Genomic DNA, 16622 nt, shown 5'->3' on the forward strand with positions numbered 1-16622 from the left:
TGCCCTCCGCGAGGCGGCTCGCGAGGGGAGACGCACGTGACACAGGCTCTGGCCGCGCCGCCGGCGGCGGAGATCGCCGCCGAGGTCGAGGCGGCCTGCGACGGCATACCGGGGGTGGACGCGGGACGGCTGCTCGCCCGCTCGGGCGACGCGCTCGACGCCGCCGCGCTGCGGGATCTCGCCATCGGCGAGGCGAGCGCGCTCGTCCCCGCCGAACCGGGATACTCCAAGGTCGCCGCGCGGCTGCTCGGCAACCGGATCCGGGACGAGGCCGCGGCCGCCGGGGTCGGCACGTTCGCCGAGTCCGTGGCCGCCGCCCACCGGGAGGGCCTGCTGGCCGACGCCCCGGCCGCGTTCGTCGCGGCCAACGCGGCGGCGCTGAACGCCCTGATCGACGAGTCCGCCGACGAGCGTTTCGAGTACTTCGGGCTGCGCACCCTCTACGACCGGTATCTGCTTCGGCATCCGCGGTCGCGGCTCGTCCTGGAACGTCCGCAGCATTTCCTCCTGCGCGTCGCGTGCGGCCTCGCCTACCCCGACGGAACCGGCGCGGACGGGGTCGCCGAGGCGGCCGAGTTGTACGGGCTGCTCAGTACGCTGTCGTATCTGCCCAGCTCACCGACGCTGTTCAACGCGGCGGCGCGGCGTCCGCAGCTCTCGTCCTGCTTCCTGCTGGACTCGCCGCGCGACGAGCTGGATTCGATCTACGAGCGGTACGGGCAGGTCGCGCGGCTCAGCAAGTACGCGGGCGGCATCGGGATCTCGTGGACGCGGATCCGGTCGCGCGGCTCGCTGATCCGCGGGACGAACGGGCACTCGAACGGGATCGTCCCGTGGCTGCGGACGCTCGACTCGTCCGTCGCCGCCGTCAACCAGGGCGGTCGCCGCAAGGGCGCGGCCTGCGTCTACCTGGAGCCGTGGCACGCCGACGTCGAGGAGTTCCTGGAGCTTCGCGACAACACGGGCGAGGACGCGCGCCGCGCCCACAACCTCAACCTCGCCAACTGGATCCCGGACGAGTTCATGCGCCGCGTCGAGTCCGACGGGACGTGGTCGCTGTTCGACCCGAAGGAGGTCCCCGAGCTGACCGACCTGTGGGGCGAGGAGTTCGACGAGGCGTACCGGGCGGCGGAGCGGGCGGGACGGTTCGTCCGCCAGGTCCCGGCCCGCAAGCTGTACGGGCGCATGATGCGGACGCTCGCCGAGACCGGCAACGGCTGGATGACCTTCAAGGACGCCGCCAACCGCGCCTGCAACCAGACCGCCGGGGGCGGGGTCGTCCACCTGTCGAACCTGTGCACGGAGATCCTGGAGGTGACGGGCGACAGCGAGGCGGCCGTGTGCAACCTCGGGTCGGTGAACCTCGCTGCGCACGTCACGCCGTCCGGGGTCGATTGGGAGCGGCTGCGCGCGACCGTCCGCACCGCCGTCCGTTTCCTGGACCGGACGATCGACCGCGGCTTCTACCCGACGCCCGAGGCGGAGGCGGCGAACCGCAAATGGCGTCCGGTCGGGCTCGGCGTAATGGGTCTCGCGGATGTCTTCTTCACGCTCCGCCTTCCCTTCGACTCCGATGAGGCGCGGGCTCTGTCGACGCGCATCGCGGAGGAGATCGCGCTCGCCGCTTATGGCGCGTCCACCGAACTGGCCGCATTGGACGGTCCGCTGCCCGCCTATGAGCAGACGCGCACCGCTCGCGGGTTCCTCCATCTCGACCATTTCCCGGACGCGGCGCCGGAACGTCCCGGCGAATGGGAGCGGCTGCGCGCCCGGGTCGCCGAGGTCGGGCTGCGCAATTCGCTGCTGATCGCCATCGCGCCGACCGCGACGATCGCGTCCATCGCGGGATGCTACGAATGCATCGAGCCGCCGGTGTCCAACCTGTTCAAGCGGGAGACGCTGTCCGGCGAGTTCCTGCAGATCAACGCCTATCTGGTGGACGACCTCAAATCGCTCGGGCTGTGGACGCCGGACGTCCGCGAGGCGATCAAGAAGGCGAACGGCTCCGTCCAGGGGCTGGTCGGCCTTCCCGAGGAAATGCGCACCCTGTACCGGACGGCCTGGGAACTGCCGCAGAAGGCGCTGATCGACCTCGCCGCCGCGCGCACCCCGTACGTCGACCAGTCGCAGTCGCTGAACCTCTTCATGGAGACGCCGACGATCGGGAAGCTCTCCTCGATGTACGCCTACGCCTGGCGCAGCGGCCTGAAGACGACCTACTACCTGCGCTCGCGCCCCGCGACCCGGATCGCGCAGACCACCGTCCTCCAGACGGCCGCCGACGTGTGCTCACTAGAGAACCCGGAGACCTGCGAGGCGTGCCAGTGAGCGAACGGAACGGAAAGCACGGCATGCTGCTCGACCCCGGCATGGACCTGACGCTGCGTCCCATGCGCTATCCCGACTTCTACGAGCGCTACCGCGCCGCCATTCGCAACACGTGGACGGTAGAGGAGGTGGACCTCGCCTCCGACTTGGCCGACCTCGCTCGGCTGACGCCCGCCGAACTGCATCTGGTCAACCGGCTCGTCGCGTTCTTCGCCACGGGCGACTCGATCGTCGCGAACAACCTCGTGCTGAACCTCTACAAGCACGTCAACGCGCCCGAGGCGCGCCTCTACCTCTCCCGGCAGCTTTTCGAGGAGGCCGTTCACGTCCAGTTCTATCTGACCCTTCTCGACACCTATCTGCCCGACCAGGACGAGCGGGCCAAGGCGTTCGCCGCCATCGAGCACATCCCGTCGATCCGGGCCAAGGCGGAGTTCTGCTTCCGCTGGATCGACTCACTCGGTTCCCTGGACGAGTTGCGCACGGCCGCCGACCGCCGCGCGTTCCTGCTGAACCTGATCTGTTTCGCTGCGTGCATCGAGGGGCTGTTCTTCTACGGCGCGTTCGCCTACGTGTACTGGCTGCGGTCGCGCGGGTTGCTGAACGGCCTCGCGTCCGGAACCAACTGGGTCTTTCGAGATGAGTCGATGCACATGGAGTTCGCTTTCTCCGTGGTCGACACCGTCCGGGCGGAGGAACCCGAACTGTTCGACGCCGCCATGACCGAGGAGGTGATGACGATGCTCGAAGAGGCCGTCCAGGCGGAACTCGACTTCGCGCGCGACCTGTGCGGCGACGGCGGAGGGCTCCCGGGCATGAACGCCGACGACATGCGCGGCTACCTGGAATACGTCGCGGACCAGCGGCTCGCGCGGCTCGGCCTGCCCGTCCGGTACGGGACGCCGAACCCGTTCGCGTTCATGGAGTTGCAGGACGTCCAGGAGTTGTCCAACTTCTTCGAGCGCCGTGTCTCCGCCTACCAGATCGGTGTGGAGGGCGCCGTCACCTTGGACGAGGCGTTCTGACGTTCGCCGCCGCCTTGGCCCTGCGGACGTGAGGGATATCTCAACGTTCACCTACTTGACGGTGAGGCTCGCGTGAGCAGAACCTCTTAACGTTGAGATTGTCAATGATGATCCGTGGAGCTGAGTCCGGTGAACCGCATCGAATCACCCGCGTCCGCCGCGTCCGCCGCCGCCGACCAGGTGCCGCTCAGGCGGTGGCTGGCCGTGGTGGCGGTCGCGGTCGGGACGTTCCTCGTCGTCACGGCCGAGCAACTGCCCGTGGGCCTGCTGACGTCCGTCGGCGGCGACCTCGGGGTGTCCGAGGGCACCGCCGGTCTGATGATCACCGTGCCGGGGCTGGTGGCGTCCGCGGGGGCGCTGCTGGTCCCGGTCGTGATCGGACGGGCGGACCGCCGCACCGTCCTGCTCGCGCTGATCAGCCTGATGGTGGTGGCGAACGCGCTGTCGTTCCTGGCGCCCAACTTTCCGGTTTTGCTGGCGTCGCGCTTCCTGGTCGGGGTCAGCATCGGCGGGTTCTGGGCGCTGGCGGCGGGGATCGCCGTCCGGCTCGTGCCGGAGAGCCGCGTTCCGCGCGCCACGTCGATCGCCTTCGGCGGGGCGACCGCCGCGAACGTCCTCGGCGTCTCCGCCGGGACGCTGATCGGCGGGCTCACCGACTGGCGCATCGCGTTCGTCACCCTGGCCGGGCTGGGGCTGCTGGCCGTCGCCGCGCTGTTCGTGCTGCTGCCCGGCATCCCCGCCACCGGCTCCATCGGGTTCGGCGCGCTGCTCTCGCTGTTCGGCGACCGGTTCGTCCGGGCCGCCACGCTGTCGACGTTCCTGCTGGTCAGCGGGCACATGGCGGCGTACACGTTCGTCAGCCCCATCCTCCGGGACATCTCCGGCGTCGACGAGGACCTGATCGGCCCGCTGCTGCTCGTGTTCGGCGCCGCCGGGATCGTCGGGACGTTCGTCGCCGGAGCCGCCGCCGGACGCGACGTCCGCGCCACCGTCGCCGTGGTCGCCGCGCTGCTCACCACCGTCCTGGCGCTGTTCCCGCTGCTCGGCGGGACCGCCGTCACCGGGACCGCCCTCCTGGTCCTGTGGGGCCTGTCCTTCGGGAGCGTCCCGGTCGGCGTCCAGATGTGGATCTTCAAGGCCGCGCCCGACCGCGCCGAACCCGCGACGGCGCTCAACACGGTCGTGTTCAACCTGGCCATCGCACTCGGCGCGCTGTTCGGCGGTTTCGTGGTGAACGGCGCGTCCGCGAAGGCCGTCCTGTGGTTCGCCGCCGTCCTGACCGTCCTTACCTTGGCCGCCGTCCGCAGCGCGCGGAGGGCCTGAACGCACGGTGAGCCGCACGGCACGGAGGGGGATGTTCCGAACTTTCCTCAGTGGGCAGACGTTGAACCGTCAAGACAAGGCCGAGGAGGAAGAAATGGCTTCCGTCATCGACCGGATCAAGCGATTCATGCGCAGCCCGCAAGGACAGAAGGCGCGGGCCAGGGCGGAACGTCTCGCCCGGGACCCGCGCACCCAGGCCAAGGCCCGCCGCCTCCTGTCCCGATATCGCGGCGGCCGCCACTGACCGAGCTCGGCGGCAGCCGAGCCCGGCACCTGCCAAGCCCGGCACTTGCCGAGCCCGGCGGCAGGCGCGTCTGGCGCCTGCCGCGTCTGGCGCCTGCCGCGTCCGGCGGCGGTCGAGTTCGGCACGCGCCGGGTTCGGCGTTTGCCACGTTCAACGGCCGGACGGGTTCAGCAGCTGCCGTGTTCGCCGCGGAGGCTGGCGTTGAGGGCCGCGGCGAGCTTTTCCGGTGAGGGCTCGGGGGCGTCCGGACCGCTGTCGAGAACGGCGTCGGCGCATCCGCGGAAGGTCTCGCTGAACTGGCTGTAGTGCGGCGTGATCGGCCGGGGGTGCGCCTTTTCCATCGCCGCCTTCAACTCGACGATGAACGCGTTCCGCCGCTCGGGCGTGGGTTGCTCCTCCGGTTCGAGCTTGGCGCCCTGCTCCTGGCACGGGTTGTCGTTCAGGGCCGACTTCCGCGTGGGCGGATATCCGCCGCACACGAAGAGCCGGTTCTCCGAGGTCTTGCCGGTGAGGAAATAGACGAGTTCCCCTGCCTCCTCCTTGTGCCGCGAGTACGCGGAAATGGCGAGGTTCTGCCCGCCGAGCACGCTCAGGCCCGGCGCGGGGAGCCGCCTGACCTCGAACCTGTCGCGGACCCGGGGATCGGCGAAAAGGGAGCGGAAGACGAACGGCCAGTTGCGCATGACGGTCCCGTCCGGTGCCTGCGCGAACATCTCGATGCTGTCCAGCTCGTCCGAGGTCCGGGGGTCCTTCGCCATTCCCGCGGCGCCGGCCCGGGCCCGCTGGTGCTCCAGTCCGGCCTTGAGGTCGCGCAGGCCGGGGAGGATGCTCTCCCGGGCGTCGTCGACGGTGACCTTCGTGTCGGTGCCCATCAGCACCGGGGGACGCCGTTGCCGCTCGTTCCTGTTCCAAACCGCGTCCAGGGCATTGACGGTCAGGCCCTCGTAATCGACGAGCTGCGTCTCATAGCCCGCGTTCACCAGCGCTTCCCAACTGCCGGGAACGGCCTTCCCTTTCCCCTTGACGTAGAGCAATCCCGCATCGGTCGTCCAGGGGACCGCGTACTGCTTGCCCTGCCATTTGCCCGACTCCCGGGGAGCATCGAAGAAGTCGTCCGGGTCCTCCATCCACATCGGTTTGATCGGTTCGAGGTGGCCGCGCTCGGCGAACTCCGCCGTTCCCGGGGTGTCGAGGATGAGGACGTCGTAGAGGCAGCTCCGCGCCTCCGCCGCGGCCGCGAGCTGGCTCCGCTGCTGGTCGACCTTCAGCCCGACCTCCATCAGGGTGACCTTGGAGCCGTGCCACTGGTTCCAGAGCTTCAGCAGGCCCCGCCGCTGGAAGCCGAGGCTGACGTCGCTGTCCACGCCGATGACGAGGCCGTCGTGCTCGCCGCAGCCGAGGCCGGGCTCGGCGGACCGCACGCCCGCCACCCGGTCCATGACGAGCCAGGTCGGCGCGACCGCCACCAGGGACGCGACGGCGACGGCGAGCGCGCGCCTGCTGATCGTCATGACGGCGTGCTCTCGATGACACTGGAGATGATCTTGCCTGCCGCGTCGGCCGCCGTGCCCGCCGAACCGTCGATGCACGGCTCGCCGACCGCGTCGCCGATCGCCTTGGCGGGTCCCGCCGAGCATCCGTCCGGCCCCACGGAGACGATGAGGACCCGCAGGTCGGACTGTGCCTTGTCGCCGCGGAGCCGCTCCGCGAGCCTGCCCGGGGAGAGTCGCGCGCCCGCGTTGGTGCGCGCCGTCTGCCCGTCCGTCAGCACCACCAGATGTTGGACGCCGGGTCGCAGCGTGCCCCGCATCGCGTCGACGGTGTCGGCGAGCGCCCGGTCCCCGCCGCGGAGTGTGATCTTCCGGATGCCCGCCTGCAGAGCGTTCTTCTGCTCCTGCTGCTTCGGGCCGGTGGCGATGGTCACGGGCCGTTCGAACGCCACGGGCGCCGGGCTGGAGAACGTCGCCCATCTGAGCTGGTCGCGCGGGCGGGCGGCGGCGACGATGCGCTGCGCGATGTCCTGCGCGCGGGGAAGCGCGGGCTTCGCCGTCTGTCCCATCGAACCCGAGACGTCGAACGCCAATGTCAGGACGGCGTTGGGACGGGCCGCCTCATAACAGGCACGAGCTGCTTTCAACGATTCGACGCACCCCTTGGCGCCTTTCAGCCCCTCGTGAGGCGGCATTCTCGGCGGCACCGCGTTGTTTCGCGTGGGATCCCGCAACACCCCGAGCGCCGTCTTGGGCCCGGTCGGCGCCGACCCTTTCGCGTCGCGGAAGCCCTCCCCGGTCGGCGGATGCGACGCGAGCCAGTCACGGAATTCGCTGATCGCCGCCCGCCGTTTCTCGCTGTCCTCGCCCGGCCAGCGCACCTGGACGATGGGATGGTCCAAGACGGGCAACTCCTCGGTGTAATACGGGACGAGCCGCTTCGCCGCGGCCGCGTTCGCGAGAGGCGGGCAGGCCGTTCCCAGTTCCTTGTTCCGCGCGTAGTCGGCCAGCGTGTTCTCGGGCACGACCACGGCGATCCCGCCCGGCGGCGCGCTCGACTGCTCCCGGAACCGGCACAGCAGCGCGGTCGCGTCGCCGGGGACCAGGCGGTCCTTGTTGAGGAACCGTTCCGCCGCCCCGTCGCCGGACGCCAACGCCTGATAAAGGGCGGGCGTGGCCGCCAACGCGGATTCGGAGGTGTCGGGCAGAGCCCGCGCGAGCGGATCCAGGACGCCCTGCTGGCGAAGCCGGTTGAGGACGGACTGAAGCCCCTCCGGACCCGTCGAACCGCTGCCCCGATAAGCGTCACTGAGAGAGGCCACGACCATGGGAGAAGTTCCGGCGGTCTTCTTCTCGTCCAAGTCGAGCAGCGCCTTTCCACGGAGCCCGTCGCCCTGCCCGTCGCTCTGCCCGTCGCCCTGTCCGTCGCTCTGCGCCTCGTCCAGGTGAGCGATGACGTCCTTCGCGGCGAGCGTCGTCTGCGGGATCCAAAGGTCGGGACGCGGGCCGAGCATCGGCACCCGCTCGGACGTGTCCCCCTCCACGCCCGGTTCCAGCCAGCCGTTGGCGAATCCCTCGCGCAGATCGGAGATCGAGGAATTGGCCGTCATCGTGATCGTGGCCTTGCGGCACCCGCCCCCGGACTTGTCCTCCACGTACCGATGCGCCGCCGCCTTCAACGCGGTCAGGCTTTCCGGCGAGACGGTGACCCGCACGTCGGCGGGTTCGCAGGATTTCTCGGAGGCCCCGCTCGTGACGAAGGACCAGTGCACCGCCGTCCAGACGAGCACCGTGGCCAGGATCGCCGGAATCGCGCGGGCCGACTGGTGCAGCAGCAGCCCGCAGATACGACCTAATCGCCTGAGGAACGCCCTCGGGAGATCGCGCTTCGGCACGCGGTCGCGCAAGGTGAGGCCGAGCGTCATGACGAGCGGGACGGCGACCAGAACGCCGATGAAGAGAAGCAGCCGGTTCCGGAAGGAAAGGTCGGCTCCGAGGGCCGCGGCGATGCCGCCCGTCCCGCCGACCCATCCGAGCCAGCCGAACAGCCGCTCCCGGCGCGCTTTGCCGCCGTCGGGGCCTCCCGGAGCGTCCACGGCCATGCCCACTCCCATCACGCGGATGCGGCGCTGCGCGGATTCCCCGATCGGCGTGCTCCCCAATCGGCGGCGTGCCGCCCGTTACCTCGGCACAAAAGAGTCGTGCGGTACAGCTCGCGAACGTCGGAGGCCGCACCCCTTCGCGCATCTGTGGGAGCCGATTGTGCAGGACGTTCGCACTATCTGGCAATGCAACCGACCGACCCGGTCACCGTCCATCACCGCCGGTGGTTCCGATATTCACGCGCTCTAACCCGTGACGCCAGGGATTCGCTCAACCGCATAAGTGAAAGCGCCGATTCACCAGTCTCCGTCCCACCGCGGACCGCAACCGGCCGCCTCGCAGCCCCGGCACGCAGTGATCACGACCGCTCGGCGGGAGCGGGGCCGTAGACCGTCCATATTCGCCACCTGCCGCGCGGCCCAAGGAGGAGCGAGGGGGTCGGCGCCGTGCGAAGCCCCGGCCCTCGCCATTTCACTGGACGGCGAACCGCTCGTACTTTTCGTCCGCCTTTGTCGTGGAACGCACTTAGGCGCACCCTGCACGCGGCCGAGATGATGGATTCTGAATGCAAGCAAAGGGCGTGCGCCTCGAATCCTTCCCCTTTCCTTCAATCTCCGATTCACGAACTAGAACACACTCCAGGAGACTCTCTCCGGAGGGCTGGGGCGTTGCTAGGTGTCGTGGTGTTCAGGGGGTTTGTGAGGGGTGTTGGGCGAAGTGCGGGGGTCGTCTGGGTCGATGTGCTTGGGGTGGTTGTCGAAGACCTTTGCGATCACCCAGCGGGCCCCGCGGCGTCCGGCCTCCTGGCCGGGGTGGATGTGGATGTCGTAGGCGGGCGTCCGGTATGCGGGGTCGGCGGTCAGGGCGAGCATGAGACCGAGGTCGTGGCCGTCGCCCTTGAACCGGCGCTCGTTGAAGGCTTCGACGCGCGGACGGTCCTCGAACACGTCGGGCGAGACGTGCGTGAGGAGTTGCGTCACGAACTCGCGTGCCGGCGGCCGTCTCGACTCCACCAGGACCAGCACGTGGACCAGGCGTTTGTTCAGGCGCGGCGTCTGGGTGGTACGCCGCCGCCCGTTCGGGGCGGGTGCCGCGTCCAGCGGGGCGCCGCACCGGGCGCACGCGAGCGGACCGTCCGCGCAGGGCAGATGGTTCCGGCACAGCGTGACGTCGCAGGACGCGCACCGCGCCCCGAGCGGCGCACCGCGCCCCGAGCGGGTCGGCGATCACCCCCGACTCGCGCTCGCCGTCAGCCGCAGGCCCTCCGGCTGGTCCGGGTAGACGTCGAGGATCACGAGCAGTTCCCGCAGAGCGGATAGGTACTCGCGATCCAGGAGCAATGAGGTCGACTTGTCGAGGCGCCCTTGCGTCCACGTCGTCACCATGACGGAATCCATATCGCGGCTGCGCGGGGACCGGTCCCGCGCGATATCGGCGTCGCCCCGGAGGTCTGGCGGCTGCGCGGCTCAAGCGGCTTGGTAGAATGGTGTCAACAAGGAGCCTTCCGTGTCTGTGCGGGAGGCTTTTTGCGTTCTCGCACCCCACTCTGAATGCGCGAGGAGAACCGCCATGCCTGAGATTTCCGTGCGCCGCGCGAATGTGGCCGACCGTTCCGTCCTGGAGCGGCTTTGGTTGATGTTCCGGCATGACCTGTCCGAGTTCCGTTCCGTGCTGCCCGACTCCAGCGGCGGGTTTCGCGACGACAGGCTCCGCGCGTCCTTCCGCGATCCCGACTGGGCGCCCTATCTCGTGACGAGCGGGGAAAGCCCGGTCGGAATGGCGCTGGTTCGCGGGCTGAACGGCAGCGTCCGCGTGCTGAGCGAATTCTTCATCGTGCGCGGGGCGCGGCGGGCCGGGGTCGGGTTGAGCGCCGCCCGCGAGGTGCTCGCCCGGCATCCCGGCTCCTGGGAGATCGCGTTCCAGGACGACAACGCGCCCGCCGCCCGTTTCTGGCGCCGACTCGCCGCCGACGTCTCCGGGACCGCCTGGACGGAGGAAAAGCGCCCCGTGCCCGGCCGCGACGACCTCCCACCCGACGTCTGGATTCGGTTCCAGTCCTGAGAAAGCCCTGGTCCGAGCCGCGCCAACGCGGCTCGGACCTCTGCAGACGGATGGTTCACCGCGTCCGGGCGCTCCGGAGCAGCGCGATGCTCACCGCCAGCAGCCAATAGCTGAGGATCGCGCCCATCATGGCCGTGGTCCCCCAGCCGTTGGCGGCGTAGAAATGCGCGGGCGTGTTGCCGAAGAACAGTGACGGAATGAACGCGAGATTGATGCCCGCGAGCACGTAGGACCCCTTGGACGTCCAGGACGGGAGAAGCCGCGTGCGCGCGATCGCGTACGCGGTCGCGCCGAGGAACATCGCGAGCAGCATGCGTCCGATCGTGCCGTAGAGGATGTAGGTGCCGGTGACCGTGATGGTCGGGTCGATCGGCTTGTCGGACGCGATGACGGCCCCCGCCTCAAGCCCGCTGGACACGAGCGTGACGGCCACGTAGGCCAGTCCGGCGGTCGAAAGAAGATTGGCGATCCATTCGCACTCCGGATTCACCTTCTTGATGAGGTCCCGGAGACCGGAGACGAACACGAGCAGGAACCCGAGGCCGAGGATTCCGAACAGCAGGCGGGTCAGCACATTGGACTGCGGCGGCTCGTCCGAGTAGACGAAATAGAGCGGGACCTCGACGATCAGGGCGGCGGAGAAGGCGATTCCCGCGATCGCGGTGAAACGCCGGGCGACGATGTCGTTCATGCCATTGATGGTGGTGCGTCCCGGCCGTCCGGTCGGTGGGCGTGAGGAGCGTTTCGCGGTAGACCTACCCCCACCGTCCGCCACGCCTCCTGCCTACTGGACGCACCTGCAACTCATTTGCAATAGTGGCGGCATGGCTGACTACACGCTTCCCGACCTGCCGTACGACTACGCCGCCCTGGAGCCCGCCATCACGGGGGAGATCCTTGAGCTGCACCACTCCAAGCACCACGCCGCCTACGTCAAGGGCGCGAACGACACGCTGGAGCGGCTGGCCGAGGCGCGCGACAAGGAGCAGTACGGCGGGTTGGTCGGCCTGGAGAAGACGTTCGCGTTCAACCTGTCCGGGCACGTCCTGCACTCGATCTTCTGGGACAACCTCTCGCCGGACGGCGGGGACCGCCCCGACGGCGAGTTGTCCGCAGCGATCGATGAGCATTTCGGGTCGTTCGACGCCTTCCGCAAGCAGCTCACGACGGCGACGTCCACCGTGCAGGGGTCGGGCTGGGGAGTGCTGGCCTGGGAGCCCTTGGGTAAGCGCCTTGTCGTGGAACAGGTCTACGACCACCACGGCAACGTCGGCATGAACACCACCCCACTGCTCGTCTTCGACGCTTGGGAGCACGCCTACTACTTGCAGTACCGCAACGTCCGTCCGGACTATGTCGAGAAGCTCTGGTCCCTCGTCAACTGGACGGACGTCAAGACCCGCTTCGACTCCGCCCGAAGCTGACCGTCCGACAAGGGCGGCCGATTGACCACGGCGCCCTCCAGGCCGGGATCGTGCTCAGAACCCTTTCCTTGCGGCCTGGAGGGCGTCGTGCCGTACCCGCGCCCAAGTCACCCGTCGGATGACGGATTCGCCGCGCCCCTCCCCGCGTCTAGCCTCACCAGCCGGAGGACGACGCCGAAGGAGGAACGCATGGCTCACGCCACCGTGTCGCCACCACCGGACGCGAAGGCCCTGCACGATGCGAGAGCACGGCAGGACGCGAACGCACCGCAGGACGCGGCCCTGTCCGGGGGATTGGCGCAGTCCAATGGGTCGGCGCAGTCCAAGGTGGCGGCGTTGCGAGCGGCGCTCGCCGCGCTGCCGGGGGCCGTCGTCGCCTACTCGGGCGGCGTGGACAGCTCCCTGCTCGCCTACCTGGCCCACCAGGAGCTCGGCGACCGGGCCCTCGCGGTGACGGCCGACTCCCCGTCCCTCGCGCGGTCCGAACTGGCCGATGCCCGCGCGCAGGCCGAACGGCTCGGGCTGCGGCACCGCGTCGTCCAGACCCAGGAGCTGGACGACGAGCGCTACACGGTGAACCGCGGCGACCGCTGCCGGTTCTGCAAGGAGGAGCTGGTCTCGGTGCTGTCGGCGGTCGCGGCGGAGGCGGGGGACTGGCCCGTCCTGCTCGGCGTCAACACCGACGACCTCGGCGACCACCGCCCGGGGCAGGCCGCCGCCCGCCGGATGGGCGCGAAGTTCCCCATGGTGGACGCCGGGCTCAGCAAGGCCGACGTCCGCGGCGCCGCCCACGAACTGGGGCTGCCGACGTCCGACAAGCCCGCGTCGGCGTGCCTGTCGTCCCGCCTCGCGTACGGGGTGCCGGTCACCCGGGAGGCGCTGCGCCGCGTCGAGGACGCCGAGGATGCCCTCCGCCGCGCCGGTTTCGGAGGCCGGTTCCGCGTCCGCGACCAGGGCGGCGACCTCGCCCGCATCGAGGTGGAGGCCGCCGACATCCCCCGCGCCGCGACCCACGCGACCGAGATCGTCGCCCTCCTGAAGGACGCCGGTTTCCGCTACGTCACCCTGGACCTGGAGCCTTACCGCCAGGGCAGCCACAACGCCGTCCTCGGCCTCCCCCGCCTCCGAACGGCCACCCCATGACCGACCCCACCAACCCCGCCCCGCTCACTCCCACCAACCCCGCCCCACCCACCCCGACCAAACTCGCCGCAACCCCGCCGGCGACGCCGGCCTCAACCTCTGCGACGATGCCGGGCGCGCGCTCTGGGGTTGCGTCCGATGCGGTGGAGGAGCTGGGGTTCGCGCGGGTTGATATCGGACGGGGACGGCGGAGGGGGCATCCCGAGGCCGTCTACTGCGAGGGGAAGACCGTCGCGGAGGTCGTCGCGATCGCGCGGAGTCTCGTCGGGTCGGGTGCGGAGAACGTCCTCGCGACGCGGGCGTCCGACGAGACGCTCGGCGCGCTGCGCGCCGCGTTCCCCGGGACGGTCGTGCACGAGCGCGCCCGCCTGGCCGTTCTCGCCCCGGCGGCCCGGTCGGGTACCGGACGGGTGGACGTCGTGTGCGGGCGTCCCGAGGACGAGCCCGCCGCAGAGGAGGCCGCCCTCGTCGCGGAGGCGATGGGCAGCCGGGTCGTGCGCCGCTACGACGCGCCCGTCCACGACCCCGCCGCCCTGCCCGGCTGGCTCGGACTCGGCCTCGGCGAGCAGGACGCGCCCGCCGTCTTCGTCGTCGCGGACGGCACCGGCGGCGCCCTCCCCACCCTCGTGTCCGGCCTGGTGGACCGCATGGTCATCGCGCTCCCGACATCGGCGGGCGGCGCCCTGCCGGGCCGCGCGGCCCTGCTGTCCGCACTGAACTCCTGCTCGCCGGGCGTGGTCGCCGTCAACATCGACAACGGCTACGGCGCCGGCTACTCCGCCCACATGATCAACGCCCCGAACGCCACCACCAACCCGCCCACAACAACCGCAACAAACGCGGCACCCGCCGCGCTCGCGGCACCCGCCGCGCTCGCGGCAAACGCCGCGCTCGCGGCCAACGCCGCCAACGACGCGCCCGCCGCGAACGCTGCGCCCAACGCAACCGCCGCTGACGCTGCGGCCGGGGGTGACGTGGTGTCCGTTGTTGATGCGGGGGCGGTATGAGTCGGGTCATTGTTGCTGTTGGTGAGGCGGGTGGGCTGGGGCCCGATCAGGTGCGTGACCGGGTCAAGGAACTGCTTGCGCGGGATGCCGAGGTCGCGTTTCTGCGGCGGGCTTCGGTGGGGCAGTTCGAGGCGGCGCGGGAGGCCGCGCCCGACGCCGTGTTCCATGAGCGGTCCGGGCTCGTGGTGTTGACGCGGCCGCGTCCGCCCGTGCCGTTCCCGGTCGCCGTGGTCTCGGCGGGGACGGCCGACCTGCCCGTCGCGGAGGAGGCGCTCCAAGCGGCGGCGGCGTTCGGGCTGTCGGTGACGCTGACCGCGGACGTCGGCGTGGCTGGGCTGCACCGGCTGCTCGCCGTCCGGGAGCGGCTCGACCAGGCGCGGGTCCTCATCGTCGCGGCGGGCATGGACGGCGCGCTGCCGTCGGTGACGGCGCGGCTCACGTCCCGTCCGGTGATCGCGGTGCCGACCAGCGTCGGCTACGGCAGTTCGGACGGCGGCCTCGCCGCGCTCGCGGCGCTGCTCGCGTCCGGCGCGCCGGGCCTCGCCGTGACCGGCATCGACGACGGCCTCGGAGCCGCGGTACTAGCCCGGAGGATGCTCACATGACCGCTCAGCACAAGCAGATCGTCCAGCCCAGGAAGATCGCCTATTTCCACTGTTTCGCCGGGATCGCGGGCGACATGGCACTCGGCGCGCTGCTCGACGCGGGCGCCGACCTCGGCGAGGTGCGCGCCATGTTGAAGGGTTTGGACGTTCCCGGCTGGTCCCTCGACACCGAGCGGGTGTCGCGGCGCGGCATCGCCGCCACCCGCGCGATCGTGGGGGTCGAGGACGACGCCGTCGCACGGAACCACTCCGTCATCGCGGACCTCATCGGGTCCGCGCCGCTGCCCGGCCGGGTCCGCGACCGCGCGCTCGCCGTTTTCCGGACGCTGGCCGAGGCCGAGGGCGCGGTGCACGGGACGTCCCCGGACGACGTCCACTTCCACGAGGTCGGCGGACACGACGCCATCGTCGACATCGTCGGGACCTGCGCCGCCCTCGAAACCCTCGGCGTGGACGAGGTGCGGGCCGCGCCGATCCCCGTCGGACGCGGCTTCATCCGCTGCCGCCACGGCCTGATCCCCAACCCGGGGCCCGCCGTCGTCGAACTGGTCGCCCGCGCCCGCGCGCCCATCCAGGGACACGACGTCGAAGCCGAGATGGCCACCCCGACCGGCGCCGCGCTGCTCGTCACCCTCGCCGCGCGCTTCGGGGCGATGCCGTCGATGACCGTCACCGGCAACGGCTTCGGCGCCGGCACGAAGGTCTTCGGCGAATTCCCGAACGTGACCCAGGTCGTCCTCGGCGAAACCACCTGACCACCGTCCAGGACCGAGACCAGCCGCCCACGACCGGGCTTAGACATCGTTGACCGTGGGTTCTAGATTTCCGAAGGGGTTGGTGGCCCCAACCCAAGGGTCGACCCCTTTAATGCTGAGGTCTGACGGCTCGGGATGCTGAACTCGGGGCGGCGTGTCGACCTATTGGCGTGATGGTGGAGCTCAAGCAGGCAGGCTCATTGCTTCACTGCGCGTTGGAGCCGGTACAGCACCAGGCTCCAGTTGAAGATCGAATGCAGGAAGAGAGGGGCGAGGGTCGCGAACGCGGCGGTCAAGAACACCAGGTCCCATTCCTTGCCGGAGTAGTGGTGGAGGACCCACAGGAGGACAGCGGCCGGAGCGCCGACCAGGTGACACCCCAAACCGAACCTGACGTACCGGCCCAGCAGCGCATAGGAAGCACGGTTCAGCTCGCCACCACGGCGTGCGTGGTACCAGTAGTTGCCGTAGGAAACCCATCCGCTCCACCAGGTGATCATCAGAATGAGCAGGAACGATCCGGTGCTCTCCCGTGCTCGGATGATGATCAGAAATTCCAGAATTCCGAGCACGTACGGGGTGACGGAGTCCAACAGGGTCGGCACCCACGTGAACGCGGTCGAGCCGACCATGTACTCCTGCCAGACAATGGTGATCACCATGAAGGCGGTTCCGTAGGCAATCCATTGTCCGGCCGTTGGTCTGGTGCCGGTGAGGGCGCTTCGGGCGAGGAAGCCGAACGCGACGCCCTGAATGATGCTGATTTGCGTTAGATAGATGTCCTTGAACGACCCCTCGATGCGCTCGATCAGCTCGATGGGCCGCGCTCCGGGAACGGCTCGCTCGATGGGAGCGACGAGCGCGGCCGCAGGTGGGTGGGCTCGCGGCGACAAGAACGCCCGATGCAGGACCAGGCCAAGCAGCACCACGGCTGCAGCTCCCACAATCCCCCTGTGCCTGGCCTGCATGCCCGGCTCCCCGCACTCCACCTTCGGTCACCTGGTAGTTACCGTACGTCTGCGACACCGGTCTTTTCCCGCCCTGGCCGGGACGGGCCAAGGTAGGTCCCGACAAGATCGATACAGCCAGCACGGCGGCCCGCCGATGCTGTCCA

At 70.0% G+C, this 16622-nt stretch carries 16 protein-coding genes; 10 read left to right on the forward strand and 6 right to left on the reverse strand.

What is annotated here, in order from left to right:
• Nucleotides 1-36: 36 nt before the first annotated feature.
• The 4 genes from FXF68_RS23165 (at nucleotide 37) to FXF68_RS42495 (ending at nucleotide 4920) form a co-directional block, all read left to right on the forward strand.
• The gene (locus tag FXF68_RS23165; RefSeq protein ID WP_148762596.1) at nucleotides 37-2328 is read left to right on the forward strand and encodes a ribonucleoside-diphosphate reductase subunit alpha; all 2292 of its coding nucleotides are present in this window, start codon (nucleotides 37-39) and stop codon (nucleotides 2326-2328) included.
• Complete coding sequence (locus FXF68_RS23170) at nucleotides 2325-3353, forward strand: ribonucleotide-diphosphate reductase subunit beta (protein ID WP_246178900.1); 1029 nt, start codon at nucleotides 2325-2327, stop codon at nucleotides 3351-3353. The genes FXF68_RS23165 and FXF68_RS23170 overlap by 4 nt, the downstream gene beginning before the upstream one ends.
• Before the next feature lie 129 nt (nucleotides 3354-3482).
• On the forward strand, nucleotides 3483-4676 hold the full coding sequence (locus tag FXF68_RS23175) for an MFS transporter (protein WP_246178901.1): 1194 nt from the start codon (nucleotides 3483-3485) through the stop codon (nucleotides 4674-4676).
• A gap of 94 nt (nucleotides 4677-4770) precedes the next feature.
• The gene (locus tag FXF68_RS42495) at nucleotides 4771-4920 is read left to right on the forward strand and encodes a hypothetical protein (protein ID WP_187438062.1); all 150 of its coding nucleotides are present in this window, start codon (nucleotides 4771-4773) and stop codon (nucleotides 4918-4920) included.
• 167 nt (nucleotides 4921-5087) lie between these two features.
• Here the strand turns inward: FXF68_RS42495 and FXF68_RS23180 are convergent, their stop codons facing one another.
• The 4 genes from FXF68_RS23180 to FXF68_RS42500 all read right to left on the reverse strand — a co-directional run bounded on the left by FXF68_RS23180 (nucleotide 5088) and on the right by FXF68_RS42500 (nucleotide 9898).
• Complete coding sequence (locus FXF68_RS23180) at nucleotides 5088-6431, reverse strand: extracellular solute-binding protein (protein WP_148762598.1); 1344 nt, start codon at nucleotides 6429-6431, stop codon at nucleotides 5088-5090.
• Nucleotides 6428-8512, reverse strand: a complete 2085-nt coding sequence (locus FXF68_RS23185) for a vWA domain-containing protein (RefSeq protein ID WP_148762600.1) — start codon at nucleotides 8510-8512, stop codon at nucleotides 6428-6430. Before FXF68_RS23185 ends, FXF68_RS23180 begins: the two co-directional genes overlap by 4 nt.
• Nucleotides 8513-9184: 672 nt before the next feature.
• Nucleotides 9185-9526 (reverse strand): hypothetical protein, encoded by a 342-nt coding sequence (locus FXF68_RS23190; protein WP_148762602.1) that lies wholly within the window; start codon nucleotides 9524-9526, stop codon nucleotides 9185-9187.
• A gap of 213 nt (nucleotides 9527-9739) precedes the next feature.
• Complete coding sequence (locus tag FXF68_RS42500) at nucleotides 9740-9898, reverse strand: hypothetical protein (RefSeq protein ID WP_187438063.1); 159 nt, start codon at nucleotides 9896-9898, stop codon at nucleotides 9740-9742.
• Between the two features lie 184 nt (nucleotides 9899-10082).
• Between FXF68_RS42500 and FXF68_RS23195 the strand changes: the two genes are divergently transcribed.
• Nucleotides 10083-10574, forward strand: coding sequence for a GNAT family N-acetyltransferase (locus FXF68_RS23195; protein ID WP_148762604.1), 492 nt, complete (start codon nucleotides 10083-10085; stop codon nucleotides 10572-10574).
• 55 nt (nucleotides 10575-10629) lie between these two features.
• Here FXF68_RS23195 and FXF68_RS23200 read toward each other — a convergent pair whose 3' ends face one another.
• Nucleotides 10630-11265, reverse strand: coding sequence for a hypothetical protein (locus FXF68_RS23200; RefSeq protein ID WP_148762606.1), 636 nt, complete (start codon nucleotides 11263-11265; stop codon nucleotides 10630-10632).
• A 133-nt stretch (nucleotides 11266-11398) separates the two neighbouring features.
• Between FXF68_RS23200 and FXF68_RS23205 the strand changes: the two genes are divergently transcribed.
• The 5 genes from FXF68_RS23205 (at nucleotide 11399) to larC (ending at nucleotide 15508) form a co-directional block, all read left to right on the forward strand.
• Complete coding sequence (locus FXF68_RS23205; RefSeq protein ID WP_148762608.1) at nucleotides 11399-11998, forward strand: superoxide dismutase; 600 nt, start codon at nucleotides 11399-11401, stop codon at nucleotides 11996-11998.
• A 189-nt stretch (nucleotides 11999-12187) separates the two neighbouring features.
• Nucleotides 12188-13141, forward strand: a complete 954-nt coding sequence (larE, locus tag FXF68_RS23210) for an ATP-dependent sacrificial sulfur transferase LarE (RefSeq protein ID WP_148762610.1) — start codon at nucleotides 12188-12190, stop codon at nucleotides 13139-13141.
• A gap of 143 nt (nucleotides 13142-13284) precedes the next feature.
• Nucleotides 13285-14148, forward strand: coding sequence for an AIR carboxylase family protein (locus FXF68_RS23215; RefSeq protein WP_148762612.1), 864 nt, complete (start codon nucleotides 13285-13287; stop codon nucleotides 14146-14148).
• A gap of 50 nt (nucleotides 14149-14198) precedes the next feature.
• Entirely contained in the window at nucleotides 14199-14753 is a 555-nt protein-coding gene (gene larB / locus FXF68_RS23220) for a nickel pincer cofactor biosynthesis protein LarB (RefSeq protein ID WP_222870045.1), read from the forward strand.
• Entirely contained in the window at nucleotides 14750-15508 is a 759-nt protein-coding gene (larC, locus tag FXF68_RS23225; protein WP_148762616.1) for a nickel pincer cofactor biosynthesis protein LarC, read from the forward strand. The genes larB and larC overlap by 4 nt, the downstream gene beginning before the upstream one ends.
• 197 nt (nucleotides 15509-15705) lie before the next feature.
• Here larC and FXF68_RS23230 read toward each other — a convergent pair whose 3' ends face one another.
• A complete protein-coding gene (locus FXF68_RS23230; RefSeq protein WP_148762618.1) occupies nucleotides 15706-16476 on the reverse strand; it encodes a hypothetical protein in 771 nt (256 codons plus the stop codon).
• Nucleotides 16477-16622 lie beyond the last annotated feature (146 nt).

This window comes from Actinomadura decatromicini (genome assembly GCF_008121305.1).
Taxonomy (GTDB): domain Bacteria; phylum Actinomycetota; class Actinomycetes; order Streptosporangiales; family Streptosporangiaceae; genus Spirillospora; species Spirillospora syzygii.